14 protein-coding genes are annotated in these 17,274 nt (G+C 57.2%); 9 read left to right on the forward strand and 5 right to left on the reverse strand.

The features are described from left to right. Positions 1-144 precede the first annotated feature (144 nt). The 5 genes from GZH47_RS09630 to GZH47_RS09650 all read left to right on the forward strand — a co-directional run bounded on the left by GZH47_RS09630 (position 145) and on the right by GZH47_RS09650 (position 4,746). Positions 145-945, forward strand: coding sequence for an AraC family transcriptional regulator (locus tag GZH47_RS09630; RefSeq protein WP_162639897.1), 801 nt, complete (start codon positions 145-147; stop codon positions 943-945). A gap of 17 nt (positions 946-962) precedes the next feature. Then, positions 963-1,952 carry a lipoate--protein ligase gene (locus GZH47_RS09635; RefSeq protein WP_162639898.1) on the forward strand — a complete coding sequence of 330 codons (990 nt, stop codon included), beginning with the start codon at positions 963-965 and terminating at the stop codon, positions 1,950-1,952. 72 nt (positions 1,953-2,024) lie between these two features. Next, a complete protein-coding gene (locus GZH47_RS09640; RefSeq protein ID WP_162639899.1) occupies positions 2,025-2,249 on the forward strand; it encodes a hypothetical protein in 225 nt (74 codons plus the stop codon). 208 nt (positions 2,250-2,457) lie between these two features. Next, complete coding sequence (locus GZH47_RS09645; RefSeq protein ID WP_404823767.1) at positions 2,458-4,059, forward strand: DHA2 family efflux MFS transporter permease subunit; 1,602 nt, start codon at positions 2,458-2,460, stop codon at positions 4,057-4,059. A 6-nt stretch (positions 4,060-4,065) separates the two neighbouring features. After that, positions 4,066-4,746 carry a PadR family transcriptional regulator gene (locus tag GZH47_RS09650; protein ID WP_162639901.1) on the forward strand — a complete coding sequence of 227 codons (681 nt, stop codon included), beginning with the start codon at positions 4,066-4,068 and terminating at the stop codon, positions 4,744-4,746. 308 nt (positions 4,747-5,054) lie between these two features. Here GZH47_RS09650 and GZH47_RS09655 read toward each other — a convergent pair whose 3' ends face one another. The 3 genes from GZH47_RS09655 to GZH47_RS09665 all read right to left on the reverse strand — a co-directional run bounded on the left by GZH47_RS09655 (position 5,055) and on the right by GZH47_RS09665 (position 8,290). After that, positions 5,055-6,425 (reverse strand): ABC transporter substrate-binding protein, encoded by a 1,371-nt coding sequence (locus tag GZH47_RS09655; RefSeq protein ID WP_162639902.1) that lies wholly within the window; start codon positions 6,423-6,425, stop codon positions 5,055-5,057. 133 nt (positions 6,426-6,558) lie between these two features. Continuing rightward, on the reverse strand, positions 6,559-7,392 hold the full coding sequence (locus tag GZH47_RS09660; protein ID WP_162639903.1) for a carbohydrate ABC transporter permease: 834 nt from the start codon (positions 7,390-7,392) through the stop codon (positions 6,559-6,561). A gap of 1 nt (position 7,393) precedes the next feature. Then, positions 7,394-8,290: a carbohydrate ABC transporter permease gene (locus tag GZH47_RS09665; RefSeq protein WP_225446420.1), complete on the reverse strand. Its 897-nt coding sequence runs from the start codon at positions 8,288-8,290 to the stop codon at positions 7,394-7,396. A gap of 161 nt (positions 8,291-8,451) precedes the next feature. Here GZH47_RS09665 and GZH47_RS09670 point away from each other — a divergent pair, with 161 nt between their 5' ends. The 4 genes from GZH47_RS09670 (at position 8,452) to GZH47_RS09685 (ending at position 15,023) form a co-directional block, all read left to right on the forward strand. Beyond that, positions 8,452-10,308, forward strand: coding sequence for a cache domain-containing sensor histidine kinase (locus tag GZH47_RS09670; protein ID WP_162639904.1), 1,857 nt, complete (start codon positions 8,452-8,454; stop codon positions 10,306-10,308). Continuing rightward, positions 10,305-11,930: a response regulator transcription factor gene (locus GZH47_RS09675; RefSeq protein WP_162639905.1), complete on the forward strand. Its 1,626-nt coding sequence runs from the start codon at positions 10,305-10,307 to the stop codon at positions 11,928-11,930. The genes GZH47_RS09670 and GZH47_RS09675 overlap by 4 nt, the downstream gene beginning before the upstream one ends. A 135-nt stretch (positions 11,931-12,065) precedes the next feature. Next, positions 12,066-13,448, forward strand: a complete 1,383-nt coding sequence (locus GZH47_RS09680; RefSeq protein ID WP_162639906.1) for an MBOAT family O-acyltransferase — start codon at positions 12,066-12,068, stop codon at positions 13,446-13,448. Positions 13,449-13,466: 18 nt separating this feature from the next. Then, positions 13,467-15,023, forward strand: a complete 1,557-nt coding sequence (locus GZH47_RS09685) for a stalk domain-containing protein (protein WP_162639907.1) — start codon at positions 13,467-13,469, stop codon at positions 15,021-15,023. Between the two features lie 301 nt (positions 15,024-15,324). Here the strand turns inward: GZH47_RS09685 and GZH47_RS09690 are convergent, their stop codons facing one another. Continuing rightward, on the reverse strand, positions 15,325-16,821 hold the full coding sequence (locus GZH47_RS09690; RefSeq protein ID WP_162639908.1) for a stalk domain-containing protein: 1,497 nt from the start codon (positions 16,819-16,821) through the stop codon (positions 15,325-15,327). Between the two features lie 203 nt (positions 16,822-17,024). Next, on the reverse strand, positions 17,025-17,243 hold the full coding sequence (locus GZH47_RS09695; RefSeq protein ID WP_162639909.1) for a hypothetical protein: 219 nt from the start codon (positions 17,241-17,243) through the stop codon (positions 17,025-17,027). Positions 17,244-17,274 lie beyond the last annotated feature (31 nt).

The following is a 17,274-nucleotide window of genomic DNA, read 5'->3' on the forward strand; positions in this document are numbered from 1 at the left end:
AGAGCGAGACGCACGAAACAGTGTGCCAGCTCGAACTTATACAAGGTGAATCCTTTCACTCATGATGAAACAGCCCGGCGGCTTCGCCGGGCTGTTCCTGTATGCTCCGCAGCGCTATAATAGAAGCTAAGGAGCTGGACAACCATGCGGCAGCCATTGCCCTACGATAAAATCACTTCCGCCTACGCGGGCACGATCGTCTACCCGCCCAAAGGCACGTACGGCCCCCGGATGCAGCATGACGTACAGCTCGTGCTGCTGCATTCCGGCGAGCTCGATATCCATATCGACGGCATTCCGCATGCGGTGAAGCCCGGCCAAGCCGTCCTGCTGAAGCCGCGGCATAACGAATATTTCGTTTTCGCCAAGCATCAGGAGTCCTGGCATCGCTGGATCACGCTGTCGACGGGAACGCTGACGGAACAGGAACTCGCTTATCTGGACGGACTTCCTTTTCGCATGCCGATTCCGGAATCGTTGAATGCTATTACCGACCTGATGCTGTCCGTTCGAGGCGAGTTCAGTTGGACGGACGATCCGGTACGCAGTCTCGGCTACGCCGCTCTGAACCTCTTCGCCGCTTCGGGGAGTTCGCACGCGAAGAAACAGCAGGAGCATCCCAGCGTCTTGGCCGCGCTCGGCTATATTCGCCAGCATTATGCGAACGACGTGTCGCTGCAAACAATGGCGGCGCATGCCGGCGTAACGCCGGAGCATCTCGTTCGGCTGTTCCATGCAGGTCAGCATCCGACGCCGATTCGCTATCTCTGGCAATACCGCGTGGTGAAAGCGACGGAGCTGCTGACGCTATCCGGCCTGACCGTGGGCGAAATCGCTTCGCGCTGCGGGTTCAAATCCGCGTTCCATCTCTCGCGTCTCGTGAAAGAACAGACAGGCAGTACTCCGACGGAGCTTCGCAAGTCCGCTTGGGGCGCCGAACATTAATTACTGGAGGCATCGCCATGCGATTCATCGATAACGGCAACTGTACCGACCCTTCCTGGAATTTGGCGCTGGAAGAATACGCGCTGCGCAATTTGGCGGGCGAACAGGACTTTCTGCTTTTCTATATTAATGAACCTTCCATCATCATCGGCAAGAATCAGAATACCGCCGAGGAGGTCAATGCCGAATTCGTCGAACGGAACGGCATTCACGTCGTCCGTCGTTTATCCGGCGGCGGCGCGGTCTACCATGACCTCGGAAACCTCAACTTCAGCTTCATCACGAAGGACGACGGCAAGTCGTTCCATAACTTCCGCAAGTTCACGGAGCCGGTCGTCGCAGCGCTGCGCAAGCTCGGCGTGAATGCCGAACTGTCGGGCCGCAACGATCTTCAGGTCGGCGAACGCAAAATTTCCGGCAACGCGCAGTTCGCTTCCAAAGGAGTCATGTTCAGCCACGGCACGCTGCTGTTCGACTCCGAGGTGGATGCGATCGTCTCCGCGCTGAACGTCAATCCGGCGAAGTTCGAATCCAAGGCGACGAAGTCCGTACGCAGCCGGGTCGCGAACATTGCGGAATTCTTGAACGAACCGATGACGATGGCGCAATTCCGCGCTTTCATTCTGGAGTCGATCTTCGGCAGCGCGGAGGAAGTTCCGGAATACCGGTTGACGGAAGCGGATCTGGCCGCCGTTCAGAAGCTCGCGGACGAACGTTACCGCAGCTGGGATTGGAACTATGGCAACTCGCCGAAATTCAACGTCCGCCAAGTGAAGCGGCTGTCCGCCGGTACGTACGACGTGCGTCTGCTCGTGGAAGGCGGCGTCATCACGGAAGCTTCCGTCTTCGGCGATTTCTTCGGCACCGGCGAAGTGTCCGACGTCACGGACAAGCTGGCCGGCGTGAAATACGATGCCGCTGCCATCGCCGCCGCGCTGCAAGACGTCGATTTGACGGTATATTTCGGGCCGGTGGACCGGCAGGAATGGCTTGCGCTGCTGTTCTAACAAGAACATGCCGTAATCGAGGGTTAATGTCACGGGAATAAGCAAATTCAGACGCATGGGGAGTGAGTGAAGATGAGCCGGCCGGAAAATGTGACCTCCTTCAAAGCGCTTCAGCAATGGAAGGCGATCCCGCAGCAGTACCGGGACAAGCTGGTGCGCAACGTCTTCTGCGGCAATTGCGGCGGAGCGGTGGAAATCATCGATTACAGCATCAAGGAAGAGAAATACGCGCTGCTGCTGACCGGCAAGTGCCGGACCTGCGGCAGACCGGTTGCCCGCGTCGTCGAGAACGAATAACACTTTGCCAGGGCGCATATACGATAGCGGCCGATCTTCTGCCTTGCGCGGATGATCGGCCGTTTTTTTTGCACGGCATCCCATAGCCGGAACGACTCCGGGAAATACTACATACAAGCTTTTACAAAAATAACTATTGTCGCCCACTCAAATTTGAGTATAATAACTAAGGGTATTCAAATTTGAGTAAGGTCTCAAAACGAAAGGGATGACAATATTGGACGCAAAACGCAGCAACGTTAATCTCGTCATTGCAGGTCTGCTGCTCGGCTTATTCATCGCCGCGCTCGACCAAACGATCGTTTCCACTGCAATGGGCACGATTATCAAGAAACTCGGCGGCTTGGATAAATTCGTCTGGGTATATTCCGCTTACATGATCGCAATGGTCGTCGCGACGCCGATTTTCGGCAAGCTCTCCGACATGTACGGACGCAAGAAATTTTACCTCACCGGCCTCATTCTCTTCATGCTCGGTTCCATCCTTTGCGGCACGGCAACGAACATGGAGCAGCTGATCATTTACCGCGCCATCCAAGGGATAGGCGGCGGCGCGATCATGCCGATCGTGTTCACGATTATTTTCGATCTCTTCCCGGCCGAGAAACGCGGCAAAATGATGGGTCTCTTCGGCGCCGTGTTCGGCATCTCCAGCGTGTTCGGCCCGATCCTCGGCGGCTTGATCACGGACAATATCAGCTGGCGCTGGATTTTCTACATCAATGTACCGCTCGGAATCGTCGCGGTGCTGTTCATCATGAAGGCTTACCATGAAACGAAGAACACCCGCAAGCAGGTCATCGACTGGCTTGGCGCCGTCATGCTGACTGGCTTCGTGCTCTTCCTTATGTTCGGCCTGGAACTCGGCGGCACGGATGGCTGGGCGTGGAGCGCAGGCAAGACGATCATGCTGTTCGTCGCCTCCGCACTCTTCCTGATCGCGTTCCTGTACGTCGAACTCAAAGTGAAAGAACCGATCATCAAGCTCTCCTTGTTCAAGAACAAAATCGTTACGAGCAGCATGGCCATCAGCCTGCTGTACGGCGGCGTCATGATCGCGGCCGCATCGTATATTCCGCTCTTCATTCAAGGCGTCTTCCATAAGACGGCTACGCAAACGAGTACCGTCATGATACCGATGATGCTCGGCGTCGTGCTCAGCAGCCAAGTCGGCGGACGCGTCGTCAGCAAATTCCGTTACCGCGACGTCATGATCGTATCCGCGCTCATGCTGATCATCGGTACTTCCCTGCTGGGCTTCGCGATGACGAACGATTCGAGCCGTCTGATCATCTCGCTGTTTACGGTCGTCGTCGGCCTCGGCATGGGCGTATCGTTCTCGCTGCTTAACATCTCGACGCTGAATGCCGTGCCGCCGCAATACAAAGGCACGTCGTCGTCGCTGATCACGTTCTTCCGGACGATCGGCTCCGCGCTCGGTATTGCCGTGTTCGGCGCGATTCAGAAGTCATCGTTCCAATCCAGCATTTCCGAAGTGCCGAACCTGAGCCCGCAGCTAGCCGAGAAAATCAAAGGCGGCCAAGCGCTCCTGGATCCCGATATTCAGAAGCAAATGGGCTTGCCGGCCGATGTCGTCAACCAGCTGCTCGGCCACTTCGCGGATTCCGTCATCGCGATTTTCCAATGGGCGGTCATCCTTCCGGCTGTCGCGGTTATCTTCGTTCTCCTGATGGGCCGCGCCCGTCTGGAATTGAACAAGGGCGGACAGCAAGGCGCTCCTGGCGCTCCGGGAAAACCGGGCCAGCAGGGCGAAGCAGCCAAGTCCAATCCTTCCTACCAAGGGAGATAATCCACGATGTCCATGAGGCTCTTGATTCTAGGGCTGTTGATGGAGCGCGAACGGCATCCCTATGAAATCCGGCAGACGATCAAGCTGCGCAATTGGAATGAATGCTTCAAGCTCCGGGACGGGTCGCTGTACTACGCCGTCGACCAGCTTCGCGAGGACGGCTTGATCGAGGCGGCGGAAGTCGTCTCGGTCCCCGGCGACAACCGGCCGGACAAGACGATCTACAGAATCACGGAGAGCGGGCGCGAAGCGTTCCTCCTGCTTCTGCAAGAGCAGTTCAAGCTAACCTCTTACCCGCAGCATCCGTTGTTTCTGGCCATGCCGTTCGTCCGGCACGGCAACAGCGACATCATCGAAGAGCTGGTGCTGAAACAGGTGGAGGACTGCGAAGCCCGAATCGCCCGCATGAACGCCATCATTGAGCTCAAAGGGGACTTGATCCCCCGAGGCTCGACGCTCATGCTCGAAGGCTTCATTAAATTCGGCGAGACGGAACGGGAATGGCTCCTGCAGCTGCTCGGAGAAACGCGTTCCGGCAAACTGTTCGAACCGCACAAGATGACGCCAGACCAATTAGAGGCGTACGTCATCAAGCTCAAGGAGTTCGAGAAAACGGAATCCCCGGAGCCCGGACCGGGAAATGTCCCTCAAGATAAGAATTCGTCTACGAATAATTCGAATCCTTAATCTGTTACAGCTTCACAACAAAACAAGCCGCCTGACCCCAAGCAAGATAGGGTCAGGCGGCTTTTGTTCTCTCCCCAAATCAAGGCGAAGAGTAAGAGTGACCGGAGGTCGGTATGGAGTCGGAACAGCGTCAGCGGTCGCCTTTGTAGTCGGATATCAACCTTGTGAGGTTTTACCATTCAGGATATCCGATCTACAACAGCTCAGGGTTTTCGTGAGAAAACCTGCTTCGAAAGCATAAGCGTGGAGACCCATACCGACCGCAGGTCATGCCCTTCTCATTTTCTCTTCTCATTACCTCTTCGCATTTATTTCTTCATTATATCGGCCACGGCTTTATCCAATCGTCCCAACAGCTCGTCAGCCTTGATCCGTTTCCCCATGTATTCTTGCATGGCCGCCCCGAATTGCTGCGTGATGCCGTCAGGGAAGCGGTCCCACTGCCAGCCTTTCACTTGGTCCGGATGCGCGGCGGAGAATGCGGCGAAGTCCGCGCCGATTTTACCGATTGCGGCCGGGTCGGCCGGGATCGAGGTGATGGACGGAATGAATTTGAAGTCCGTCGCCACGAATTTCTTGCCGGTTTCGGACGTCGCCATCCAATTCAGGAAGGCCTTCGCTTCGTCCGGATGCGCCGATTTGTTGTTGACGACCCAGTTGCTCGGCACGCCCGTGAATACGTTCGGACTGCCATCGCTCAGCGGCACCGGCATCAGGCCAAGGTTCAGATCGGGATTGACTTCGTCGACCATGCCTTGGATCCAGTTGCCGTGCTGGATCATCGCGTATTTGCCCGCGGCGAATTCGGCTACTTGCGTGTTATAATCCGTCGTCAGCGCGGCTTTCTGGCCGTTCGCGAACATGATGTCCACCAAGCGGACCCAGTCCTTCGTGTGCTGATCGTCCTTGAACGTTTTCGTGCCGGCTTTGACGGCGTCGATGAAGGCGGCGGGATCGGCCTGCGTCGCGTTCGCGATGTTCAGCGTATGAATGCCGAGCGACCACCATTCGTTCGTCAGCGCGAACGGCGTGATGCCGGCATCCTTCAGCTTCTTGCAATCCGCTTCCAGCTCATCCAGCGTTTGCGGCAATGCCGTAATGCCGGCTTTCGCGAACAGATCTTTGTTATACGTAATGCCGTACGCCTCGAGGTTCATCGGCATGCCGAGCAGCTTGCCGTCGCGGGTGATTTGAGCGCGGGAAGCCTCGACCAGATCCTTCGCCCACGGTTCGTTCGACAGATCCACCGCCCGGTCCACGTAAGGGTCGAAGCCCGACCAGCCGCTGGACGTAATGATCTCCGGCTCTTCGCCGGCAGCCAGCTCCGCCTTGAGCAGCGCGCTGTAATCCTCGCCGCCGCCATGCGTCTCGACCTCTACTTTCACGCCGGTTTCTTTCTCGTACGCTTCGGCCATTTGGGCCAGCGCGTTGGAAATTTCGACTTTGAATTGAAAGACTTTGATCGTCACGTTCTCTTTCGGCTTGTTTGTATCTGTCGCCGTACTAGTATTCGTGCCTGCGTTTGCTGTCGTGTTGGCGGTCGTATCCGCATTCGTGCTTGCCTCGGTGCCCGTGTCGGCGTTGGTGCCGTTCGCCGCGTCGTTCGCGTTATCCCCCTTGCTGGAACAGCCGCTTGCGATCAATGCCGTTGCGAACGTAAGAGCCAGAATCTTCTTCATGGGTAACCTCCCTGTTAATGTTGTTTACACGGTTGATTATATGGGGAATATTTCGTCATAAACACCGAATAAATTGAACTCCAAGGTGTAATATTTTGATTAAACAATGGAATAAGGAATTTAAAGTAAATAATTATCCCTTCACGGATCCGGCAGTAATACCTTCGATAATATATTTTTGCAGAAAAAGGAAGAAAACAACGACCGGCAGCGTGCTCAGCGTCAGCGACGCCATGGCCAAGTCCCATTTGCGCAAATATTGGCCGAAGAACTTCTGCACCGCGAGCGGAATCGTCGTGAACGCATCGTTGATGACGAGCACCGGCAGCAGGTAATCGTTCCAAATCCAGAGCACGTTCAAGATAATGACCGTGACGGAGATCGGCTTGAGCAGAGGGAATACGATCCGCCAGTATAAACCATACGGCGAACAGCCGTCAACGACAGCCGCTTCCTCGATCTCGAGCGGGACCGATTTAATGAAGCCGTGGAACAGAAACACCGACAGCGAGATGCCGAAGCCGATATAGCAAATCACGATGCCGTACACATGTCCGCGCAGCTCGAACAGCGACGTAATGCGCATGAGCGGCAGCATGACGGACTGGAATGGAATGATCATCGCCGCCACGTAGACCGTGAACAGCAGTTTGTTGAACGTCGTCGGCTTGCGCACGAGGCGGTACGCCGTCATGCTCGCCGCTACGACCAGACACCCGACGCTGAGCGCCGTAACGACGAACGAATGCATGAAGACGACGGGGAAATCGATCGCCGTCCAAGCCTTCTTGAAGTTGCCGAAGCCCCAGCTTTCCGGAAGCGACGCCGCATTCAGCAGAATGGCGCCAAGCTTCTTGAACGCGTTGATGATCAGAAAATAAAACGGCATCAAGAACGCCAAGCCGAGCAGGAAGCAAAGCAGTTCAAGCCCGAACAGCAGCGGCGTATAGCGCGGTTTGGTTTCCATCCTAAGCTTCCACCTCCCTCTTCTTCGTCGCCCAAACCTGGGTGACCGTAATGAGCGCGACGGCAAAGAAGAAGATCATCGCCTTCGCCGTGCCGAGACCGTACCTGTTATTGGTCAACGCCTCGCGGTAAATGTTGAGCGCGATCGATTCCGATGCGTATCCCGGACCGCCGCCGGTCAGCGACAAGTTCAAGTCGAACATCCGGAACGCGTTGGACGTCGTCAGGAACAGGCAGATCGTAATGGCCGGCATGATGAGCGGGAACGTGACGCTCCGGAACGTCTGCCAAGCCGAAGCGCCGTCGATGCGCGCCGCTTCGGACAGATCCTTCGGCACGCCGATGATGGCCGCGATATAAATCACCATCATATAGCCGGACGTCTGCCAGACGAACACGCCGACGATGCCCCAGAACGCCGTGCCCGGCGTCCCCAGCCAGGGCAGGTTGAACAGATGCCAGCCGGTCGCTTCGCCGATGGCCGCGAACCCGCGAACGTAAATAAAATACCAGATATAGCCGAGCAGCAAGCCGCCGATCACATTCGGCAGGAAGAAGATGACCCGCAAGAGGCTGCTCCCCTTCAGATGCCGGGTCAGCAGCATGCCGAGCGCAAGCGCCAGCATGTTGGTAACGATGACGGCGGCGACGGTGAATCGCGCCGTAAACCAGAACGCCGTCCAGAACCGGCTGTCATCCGTGAAGATCCGCTTCAGATTGTCCATCCCCGTCCACTTGGCGGCGTTCAGATCCAGCCCGTTCCACTCCGTGAACGTATAATAAAATCCCATCGCGAAAGGCACGGCGACGATGATCATAAAAATAAGCAGCCCTGGTCCGACGAAAACCGTCTGCTGCAGCCAGTCGTTCCATTTCAATCGGCTTCTCGCATTATGCACGATGATGTCCCCTCTCTTCGATCATGGAACTAGTATAGCCGCGAACCGCTCCCCCTTCGACAGAAGATCGTGAACAGGAAAGTGGAATATATTGACCAGCTGTCCGTTCATGACGTATGTTTATAGCTGAAATCCCTCATTCGCCGAAGGAGGAGCGACCGATGACCGCCCGAACTCTCTTTCGAAACGCCACCATTCGCAAAAAAATGATGCTGCTCTTCCTCATTGCGACGATCGTGCCTATCGCCGCATCCATCGCCATTTCCTATCATGAAACGCGCTCGTCCATTACGAAAGAAGCCATATCGAAGAACAATCGCCTGCTCTCGCTCGGCAGCGCGAACATCGTCAACTACATGAACAACATCAACCAAAAATCGCTTGCCGTCTATAACTCGATGAACGTGCCGCGCTCGCTTTACTACTTGCTGGAGCACAATCTGGAAGACGAAGCGTTCCCGAACGGCATCAGCGACGTCATCGAGAACCGGAATCTCTTGAAGGACCACCTGTACAACATCTACCAGAGCATGAAGGAATTTTATAAAATCCGCCTCTACGTCGCCTCGCAGAACACGAGCTACCTGCTCTGGAACGACGACATCAAGGTCGGCAAGCATGAACCGGGCACGATTGCCATGGCGCCCAAAACCTATATCGAGCCTACGCATATCAGCCATAACTACGGCCTCCCTATCAAATCGCCGGTCAACGAAGAGCCTGTCTTCTCGCTCCATCGGCCCATCTTCCTGGCCCCCAGCGACACGCAGCTCGCGGAGCTGACGATCGACGTCAAGGTCGGCGTGCTGAACGATTTGAACAGGCAGCTGTACGACGCGGGCAACGAGAAATTCTATATCGTGAACAGCGACGGCGCGATCGTGCTGTCGTCGGAGCCCGACTTTATCGGCAAACGTCTAGTTAACGACTGGTTTCACACGGTCACAGCTCCAACCTCCAACGCGGAACAGGGCCACTTCAAATGGAACGGCGGCGGCTTCAACGGCATGATTTTCTATCAGCAGGTCAAGACGAACTATATGAATTGGTATCTGATCAAGCAAACGCCCGACAGCCATCTCTACGCGACCGCAAATGAAACCGCTTTATTGAACATGTGGGTCGGCGCGCTCTGCCTTGCGGTCGCGGTCATCGCAACGCTCATTATCTCGTACCGGTTCACGAAACCGCTGCTGAAGCTGATCGGCTACGTCAACAAGATCGATTCCGGCAACCTCGGCGTCCAAATCGATATCCGCAGCAACGACGAGATCGGGCTGCTGGCGAAACGGTTCCGCTCCATGATGCAGACGATCAACAACCTGATCCTGAAGGAATACCGGCTCGAGCTCGCCAACAAGACCATCCAGCTGAAGGCGCTGCAAGCGCAGGTCAACCCGCATTTCCTCTACAACGCGCTGCAATCCGTCGGTACCGTCGCGCTGCAGCAGGGCAACAAGAACGTGTACGGTCTCATAGCCTCGCTCGGCAAAATGATGCGCTACCAGATGAACATGGCGGACGCCGAGGTCGAGCTCAGCCAGGAACTGGATTACGTGCAGGCGTATCTGGATTTGCAGAAAGAACGGTTCGACGCCTCGCTCGACGTCATCCTGATGATCGATGAACGGACGCGGTCGATTCGGATGCCGAAGATGATCGTGCAGCCGCTCGTAGAGAACTTCTTCAAGCACGGTTTCTCGCCGGGGGACCGGCCTGCCCGGCTCGTCATCGCCAGCTCGCTGAGCGACGAAGGCGCGCTGACCATCGTGGTCTCGGATAATGGCAGCGGCATGGCGCCGCGGGAGATCGCCGCGCTCAACGCCGCGATTACGCAGGAATTCCGGGCGGAGGAAGAGGCGGAAGAGACCGGTTCCGGCATCGGCCTGCGCAATATTTTGTCGCGGCTTCGCCTATCGTTCAGGAAGGATGCTTCGCTGACCGTGCAGCAGCTGCATCCGCACGGTTTCTCGGTTACGCTCCATATTCCGCACGCCCAGGAGGAGGAACAACGATGAAAGCCATCATCATCGACGACGAACGGCATGTGAGGGAAGCCGTTTCGCTGCTCGTCAACTGGTCTGAATACGGCATCGATACGGTATTGGAGGCCGACAACGGACAGACCGGCATCTCGCTCATCCAAGACGAACGGCCGGCGCTCGTGTTCACCGACATGATGATGCCGGTGCTCGGAGGCGAGCAGCTGATGGCGTGGGTCGCGGAGCATGCGCCCGCCAGCAAGGTGATCGTCATCAGCGGGCATGACAACTTCGCTTACGTGCGAACGGCCGTTCAATACGGGGGAATGGACTATATTCTGAAGCCGATCGATCCCGATCAGTTGAACAATGCGGTCGCGCGGGCCGTGGACAGCTGGCGTGCGGAGGAACGGGACCGCTCCCGCTCCCGCGGCATCGACATGGAGCTGAATCGGCTGAAGCCCGTATATGCGGAGCAGCAATTCGGCGCGCTGTTGAAAGGCGCGGGCTCGGCGCAGGAATTCGCCGCCTCGCTTCGCGGACGCGCGGCCGAGGCTCCGCTCGCGGACATCCGGATCGCGGTGCTTGCGCTCGATTCCGCTCCCCCGGCGCTTACGGCCAAGTTCGGCCAAGACGGCGGCGACCTGCTCGCCTTCGCCGCGGCGAACATCGCGAACGAGCTGCTCGGCGCGCGCGGCTGCGGTCAGGCGTTCCGCCACAGCACCCACGCCCATCAGGAGATCGCGCTGCTGTTCTGGAGCGGAATGGACGACGTCTGCGGGCTGCTGGTCGAAATCAACGATGCGCTGCATGCGGCGTTCAAAGCCCGCTTTGCCTTCGGAGCCGGGCTGCCGGCGCCCTTTCCTCAAGGGCTGGCGGCTTCCTACCGCCAAGCGAGAACGGCTCTGCTGAAGCGGAACCTGCTGCAGAAAGGCAAGCATATCCACCTCTTCGCCCCGGAAGCCGCCGGGGATGCGGATCCCGCCCTGTTCTTCAGCGCGTACGAGGAACGCATCCGGCTCGCCGTGCAGAGCGGCGACATGGACGCCATTCGCAAAGCGCTGCAGCTCTGGTTCGACGCCTTGGACGTCAAGGCCAAGCTGACGCCGGAGCATCTGCTCTTATGGCGGCAGGAATTCCGGCTGGCGACGGCAATCTGGGAAGGCGCCGCGCAGCTGGCAGATACGGCAAGGCCCTATCCGGATCAGGCCGAAGAACCGATTCCCTTCGATGCGAACGGCGGCTTTGACTACGGGGCATGGAAGGAGACATTCGTTCGCGAGGCCATCGAAACCGCGAAGAGGCTGCAAGAAGGCGGCGGGAAAGGAAGCACGATCCGCGACATCGCCGCTTATATCGCCCAGTTCGCGCATGAGGATCTGACGCTGCAATCCATTTCGGACCGATTCCGCCTGAGCCGCGAATATATTTCGCGCAAATTCAAGCAGGAGCTGAACCAGAACGTTTCGGACTACATGACGACCTGCCGGATCGACCGGGCGAAGATGCTGCTCGCGAGCCCGCATCTCAAAATCACCAAAATCGCGGAAATGGCGGGCTTCCAGGACGAGAAATATTTCAGCAAGGTGTTCAAGAAGTGGACCGGATCGACGCCGAGCGAATATCGCAAGCGGCTGTACAATGTCGATCGGCAGTAGGCAGTACGCATTAGGCAGTGCGCAGCAGGACGGGCATGCAACTTATTATCCAATTTTTGCGTTCTTAAGGATTAGTACTGCCAGATAGAAGGTTCTGCAGTCTTACAACCGAGTTGCAGGGAGCGTGCCGTTTCAATGCTGTTCAATACATACGTATTTATATTCGCCTTCTGGCCCGTTACCGTGGCCGTCTATTTCCTTCTGAACCGATTCCGCTTCACCCTGGCCGCCAAATGCTCGCTGACGCTCTCCTCGCTCTTCTTCTACAGCTGGTGGAACGCGCTCTATCTGCCGCTCATTCTAGGCTCGATCGCGTTCAACTACACCTTCGGCAGGCTTATTCAAGCCCGGTCCGGGACGAAGCGGGGCAAACCGCTGCTCATCGCCGGCATCGGCGGCAATCTGCTGCTGCTCGGGTACTACAAGTATGCCGACTTCTTCCTTGGCAGCCTGTCGGACTTGACCGGACATGCTTTCCCGGTGCTCCATCTCATTCTGCCGCTCGGCATCAGCTTCTTCACCTTCACGCAAATCGCTTATCTCGTGGACGCCTACAGAGGCAAAGCGAGCGAATACAACCTCGTCAGCTACATGCTGTTCGTGACGTTCTACCCCCATCTCATCGCCGGACCGATTCTGCATCACAGCGAGATGATGCCGCAGTTCGACCGGCTGCGCAACAAAGTCTGGCAGTGGGGCAATGCATCCCGGGGCGTGTACATCTTCTGCATCGGCCTATACAAGAAGGTCGTTATCGCCGACACCTTCGCCGAAGCGGCGAACGACGGCTTCGCGAGCGCGACGCATTTCTTCGCCACCTGGACCGCATCGCTGTCGTATACGTTCCAGCTGTATTTTGACTTCAGCGGCTATACCGACATGGCGATCGGCGCGGCGCTCCTGTTCAACATCAAGCTGCCGCAAAATTTCAATTCGCCGTACAAAGCGACCAGCATCCAGGACTTCTGGCGGCGCTGGCATATGACGCTGAGCCGCTTCCTGCGGGATTACATCTATATTCCGCTTGGCGGCAACCGGCGCGGCGAAGCGGTCATGCTGCGCAATCTCGTCATCACGTTCCTGCTCGGGGGCTTATGGCACGGGGCGGGCTGGACGTTTATTTTCTGGGGCTTGCTGCATGGAGTCGGACAAGTCGTTCACCGCTTCTGGGGCAAGCTCGGCCGACCGCTGCCGGTCTGGCTCGCTTGGTTCGTCACGTTCATGTTCATCAATGTCACGTGGGTGTTCTTCCGCGCCGACAGCTGGGGACAGGCGCTGCGCATTCTGAAAGGCATGGCCGGACTGCAGGGCATTTCGCTCGTCGATTTGAAGACGCTCGCACCGACGCTTCTTCTGCTCGCGCTCTTCCTGCCGATCGTGCTGGCGTTCAACAATTCGTCGCAGCTGAACGACGCCTTCCGTCCGACTTGGCGCACGGCCGCCGCCATCGCGATGCTCTTCGTCTTCTCGCTGCTCTACTTCAACCGCATCAGCGAGTTTCTGTATTTCAACTTTTAGAGAGGCCGGTGAACGTCCGTGCAGACTCCTGCTCCCATTCCCAATCAACGCCCGCCTGGCACGCAGCCTGCGTCCGCCCCGGCTTCCCGGCCTTCGCCGCGGCCAACCCGGGTAACGGCCCGGGCCGCCAAGCGCATGCTCGCCCGGACCGCACTGCTCGCCGTCCTCTTCGCGCTGCTGGCATCGCTGATCACCTACGCGGTGGATCCGCTGCAGTTCTATCATAAGCCGTTCGGCTACAAGCCGGTTTTCTCGTCCGAACAGCGCTACCAGAACCCGGGGCTCGCCCTTCATTACGATTACGATACGATCATCATCGGTACCTCGATGACGGAGAACTTCCTGCCTTCCGAAGTCGATAAGGCGCTCGGCGGCAAGACGCTGAAGCTGTCGATCCGAGGTTCGACGGCGGACGAGCAGTACAAGATCGCGCAGCTCGCGATCAAGACCGGCAAGGTGAAGCGGGTCCTGTGGGGACTCGATTATTTTGCGCTCAAGACCGGCGACCAGGAAGCGGCAGGACCTTTTCCCGATTACCTCTATGACGACAACCACTGGAACGATTATCGGTATTTGCTGAATTACAGCGTCTATGGCCAGTTGTTCAAAGGGATCTTCAAGCAGCTGGAGGGCACGGCGCCTCAAAGCCTGGAGAAGCTGTACAACTGGAACGACAGCGTGCTATTCGGCAAACGTCTCGTGCTGGCGGATTATCGGAAGGCCGCCAATGAGGAAGCGTATTTCGGATTGAACGAGGAACCGCTCGATGTAATCAAGGATCATTTCAATGCCCAGGTGCTGTCGCTCGTGAAGGCCAATCCGGACGTGGACTTTATTTTCTACTACCCGCCGTACAGCGTGCTCCGCGAGGCCGTTTGGTCTGCGACCAACGAGGAGCGTTACCGGAATCAGCTGGCCATGGACGTCTGGATGTTCCAACAATTCAATGCGCTGCCGAATGCCAAAGTATACGATTTCCAAACCGCAGGCGATTGGACGTATAATCTCGATCTGTACAAAGACCTCTCGCACCATAACCAAGCGGTAAATACGCAAATTGCCGAAGCCATCGGCAAGGACGATCCCCGCTATCGGATGACCGAGGCGAACGCGCAGGCGTTGTCGGATGAACTGACCGAGCAAGTTCGAACGCTGACGATGACTGCGGACGGCGACCCGAAGATCGTTCAGGTGTTCGTCGGCAGCGGGGGCGAAGCCGCAGTCGCGAAAGAAGCCGAATTCAGCAACCGCGTCATTCCGGGCGACGGCGAGGTGCTCGTTCCCGCCAAGGAAGCCGCGGCCGCGCTCGGCGCGACGTTCGACTGGAACCAAGAGGCGAAGACGCTCGTCATGGCGCGCGGGAATACCCGCATCACCATGCAGCTCAATAAGGCGATGGCGGCCGTAAAAGACAGCGGCAACATCGAGCTGTCCTATCCGCCTACGCTCGCCGGCGGCAAGACGCATGTCCCGCTGCTGCAGCTGGCCGAGCTGCTCGGATACAGCGTGATGCCCGTTCAGCCGAACAGCTGGAGCTTGCGCTATACGCTGACGGCGGGCGCGATTGGGAAGTGAATGAAACGAAGGTCCTGTCCGACATGCATCGGCAGGACCTTCGTTTGTCTATGGCGTCCTTCGGACGATGGACGCTTAATTGCTCTGTCTTGGCGACAAGTTTTCGGGCGCCTCGGGCTGGGTTGGCGCCAGGTTCCTGTCGCGGCGACAGCTTTTCAGGCGCCTCGGGCTGCTTGGCGCCAGATTTCTGTCGCTGCGACAGCTTTTCGGCCGCTTCGGGCTGCTTTGGCGCCAAATTCCTGTCGCGGCGACAGCTTTTAGGCTGCTCCGGGCCAGCCAGCCGTCAATTCCGCCGCCGCGTTTATTTCGTAATCGCGATCCGATTATCCTCCTTGATCCATTCGACATGCGCGCCAAGCGATTCGCTGATGACGCGCAACGGTACGTAAGCCGTATCGCTTAGAATAAATGGCTCCGTTTCAAGTTGGGCGGTTTTTCCTCCCACGGTCGTCGTCCCTTTGTTGAAATCCACCGCAATCGTCGCGGCCGCATCGTCTGCTGCACCGGTCTGCCGCTTCATGGTGACTGTCTTGATATTCGCATCCCACGTTACTTTCGCTCCCAATTGCTCGAATATAGATCGCATCGGGATGAACGCCTGCGCATTTCGTATGATGACCCCATTGCTCAGCGCCACGGTTTGGCCGTTCAATTGCACCGTTACCGGCGGCTGCATCGCGATCGGCGCATCATGCATGTAATCGTAGCCGCCCGTTCCTTGTTCGGCCAGCTTATTAATGCCCCAGCCCAGCATCGCGCCGTTATTCCGCTGCATGATGATATGCCGGCTGCCGGCTTCGACCTTGACGATATTCTCGGCGAGAAGCCTGAATTTGGCATCGGCCGGAAGCGATTCCCGGTCGATGGAAGTTTCATAAATCTCTCCGTTCTCGGTCCACGCGATTAGCGAACGTTCCACCAAGAAGACCTCTTTGACATGGCCGACGCCATTCAGGAGCACAGGCGTTTTCTGCTCATGCAGCACCGTTCCATCCGAGAACCCGGTCCGTGTATCCCCCCAAAACCATACTCTGCCCCGCTTGTCGACCGCCGCGTTCGAATAGCCGTCCGTCCGAATGAGCTGAATGTCCTTCAGCGGCTGCATCAAGGTGACCGCCGCAGGGTCGGACGACGCCCAGCTTGCATTCTCGCTCGCCGGGAAGACTTGCACCGTGCCGTCTGCCAGCAGCGCGTAATTACCGGCAGCCGACTTTACTTTGCCTGCGGTCTTCACGGCGGAGATGGACTCCAAATCCCGGTCGCTTGACCACAGCGTGCCGTCATTCTTCAAGAAGAGCAGCACCTGATTACCGTCCGAATTGGAGTAGTAAGACGTCACGGCGACGACATTCCGAAGATTATCCACAGGCGCAATCGCCTCCCAATCCAATTGACCTTCATCGGTCCGAGGAATGGCGTAAACATCTCCGTCCTGCTCCAAGGCTAGCAATTCATGGCCCGTATCGAAAACCGCGGACAGCTCGCGCAGCTTCGGAATCACTGCTGATGTCGCGACGGCTGTATTCGTGAATGTCCAATGCCAGACCGATAAATCCTTCTTCATGACGATACCGTCGTCGAACGATGCGATCACGTCGCTCAGGCCGGGTACCTGCGTCGGCACTGGATGGTTACCTCCCCATATCCAATACGTTCCGTCTGACTTTATCAATGATTCGGCAGCAAAATCCGCAATGGTGGAAGGCGGGGCGCTCTCCGCCAAAGCAGTCATTCCCGTGCATCCCGCCAGCACGGTTCCCAAAATCAAACCCGCCACAGCCTTTCGTTTCATTATCATCAATCCATTGCACTCCCTCCAGCATGTTGGACATGGCAGACTTTGGAACGTCCGGCTTGTCTTTTCCTCTGACGGTACCCGAAGGAAGAAGGTTGCAGCCCTGTGGTGCAATAAGCCGCGCTTCCGCCCCCGGCAATAACAAAACAAAGCGCCCGGCAGATCGCCGGACGCTTTGCTTGTCGAATCCTTACGGCGCCGTTCGCTTACGCGCTGCAGCCTTCGCATTCGTAGTATTGATTGCCTGTCGTTTCCTTCGCTTCAAGCACCTTGCCGATTACGATATCGCTCAGTTCCATGAATTCAAAATCTGCGACCTTCGCGTGAACGGCGGCGCGCGCTTCTTCTTCGCTCTTGCCGATCCAACTGAACGTTGCCTGCTTCCCCGTGGACGGTACTTCGTATTCGAACAGATAGCGTGTCATAATAATCGTCTCCTTTATCCTATCGTCGGGC

This window comes from Paenibacillus rhizovicinus (assembly GCF_010365285.1).
Lineage (GTDB): Bacteria > Bacillota > Bacilli > Paenibacillales > Paenibacillaceae > Paenibacillus_Z > Paenibacillus_Z rhizovicinus.

Excerpts from the sequence above, each read along its gene's own strand:
- GZH47_RS09630 (WP_162639897.1), top strand. The coding sequence starts at position 145 with ATGCGGCAGCCATTGCCCTACGATAAAATCACTTCCGCCTACGCGGGC.
- GZH47_RS09635 (WP_162639898.1), top strand. The coding sequence starts at position 963 with ATGCGATTCATCGATAACGGCAACTGTACCGACCCTTCCTGGAATTTG.
- GZH47_RS09640 (WP_162639899.1), top strand. The coding sequence starts at position 2,025 with ATGAGCCGGCCGGAAAATGTGACCTCCTTCAAAGCGCTTCAGCAATGG.
- GZH47_RS09645 (WP_404823767.1), top strand. The coding sequence starts at position 2,458 with ATGACAATATTGGACGCAAAACGCAGCAACGTTAATCTCGTCATTGCA.
- GZH47_RS09650 (WP_162639901.1), top strand. The coding sequence starts at position 4,066 with ATGTCCATGAGGCTCTTGATTCTAGGGCTGTTGATGGAGCGCGAACGG.
- GZH47_RS09655 (WP_162639902.1), bottom strand. The coding sequence starts at position 6,425 with ATGAAGAAGATTCTGGCTCTTACGTTCGCAACGGCATTGATCGCAAGC.
- GZH47_RS09660 (WP_162639903.1), bottom strand. The coding sequence starts at position 7,392 with ATGGAAACCAAACCGCGCTATACGCCGCTGCTGTTCGGGCTTGAACTG.
- GZH47_RS09670 (WP_162639904.1), top strand. The coding sequence starts at position 8,452 with ATGACCGCCCGAACTCTCTTTCGAAACGCCACCATTCGCAAAAAAATG.
- GZH47_RS09675 (WP_162639905.1), top strand. The coding sequence starts at position 10,305 with ATGAAAGCCATCATCATCGACGACGAACGGCATGTGAGGGAAGCCGTT.
- GZH47_RS09680 (WP_162639906.1), top strand. The coding sequence starts at position 12,066 with ATGCTGTTCAATACATACGTATTTATATTCGCCTTCTGGCCCGTTACC.
- GZH47_RS09690 (WP_162639908.1), bottom strand. The coding sequence starts at position 16,821 with ATGATAATGAAACGAAAGGCTGTGGCGGGTTTGATTTTGGGAACCGTG.
- GZH47_RS09695 (WP_162639909.1), bottom strand. The coding sequence starts at position 17,243 with ATGACACGCTATCTGTTCGAATACGAAGTACCGTCCACGGGGAAGCAG.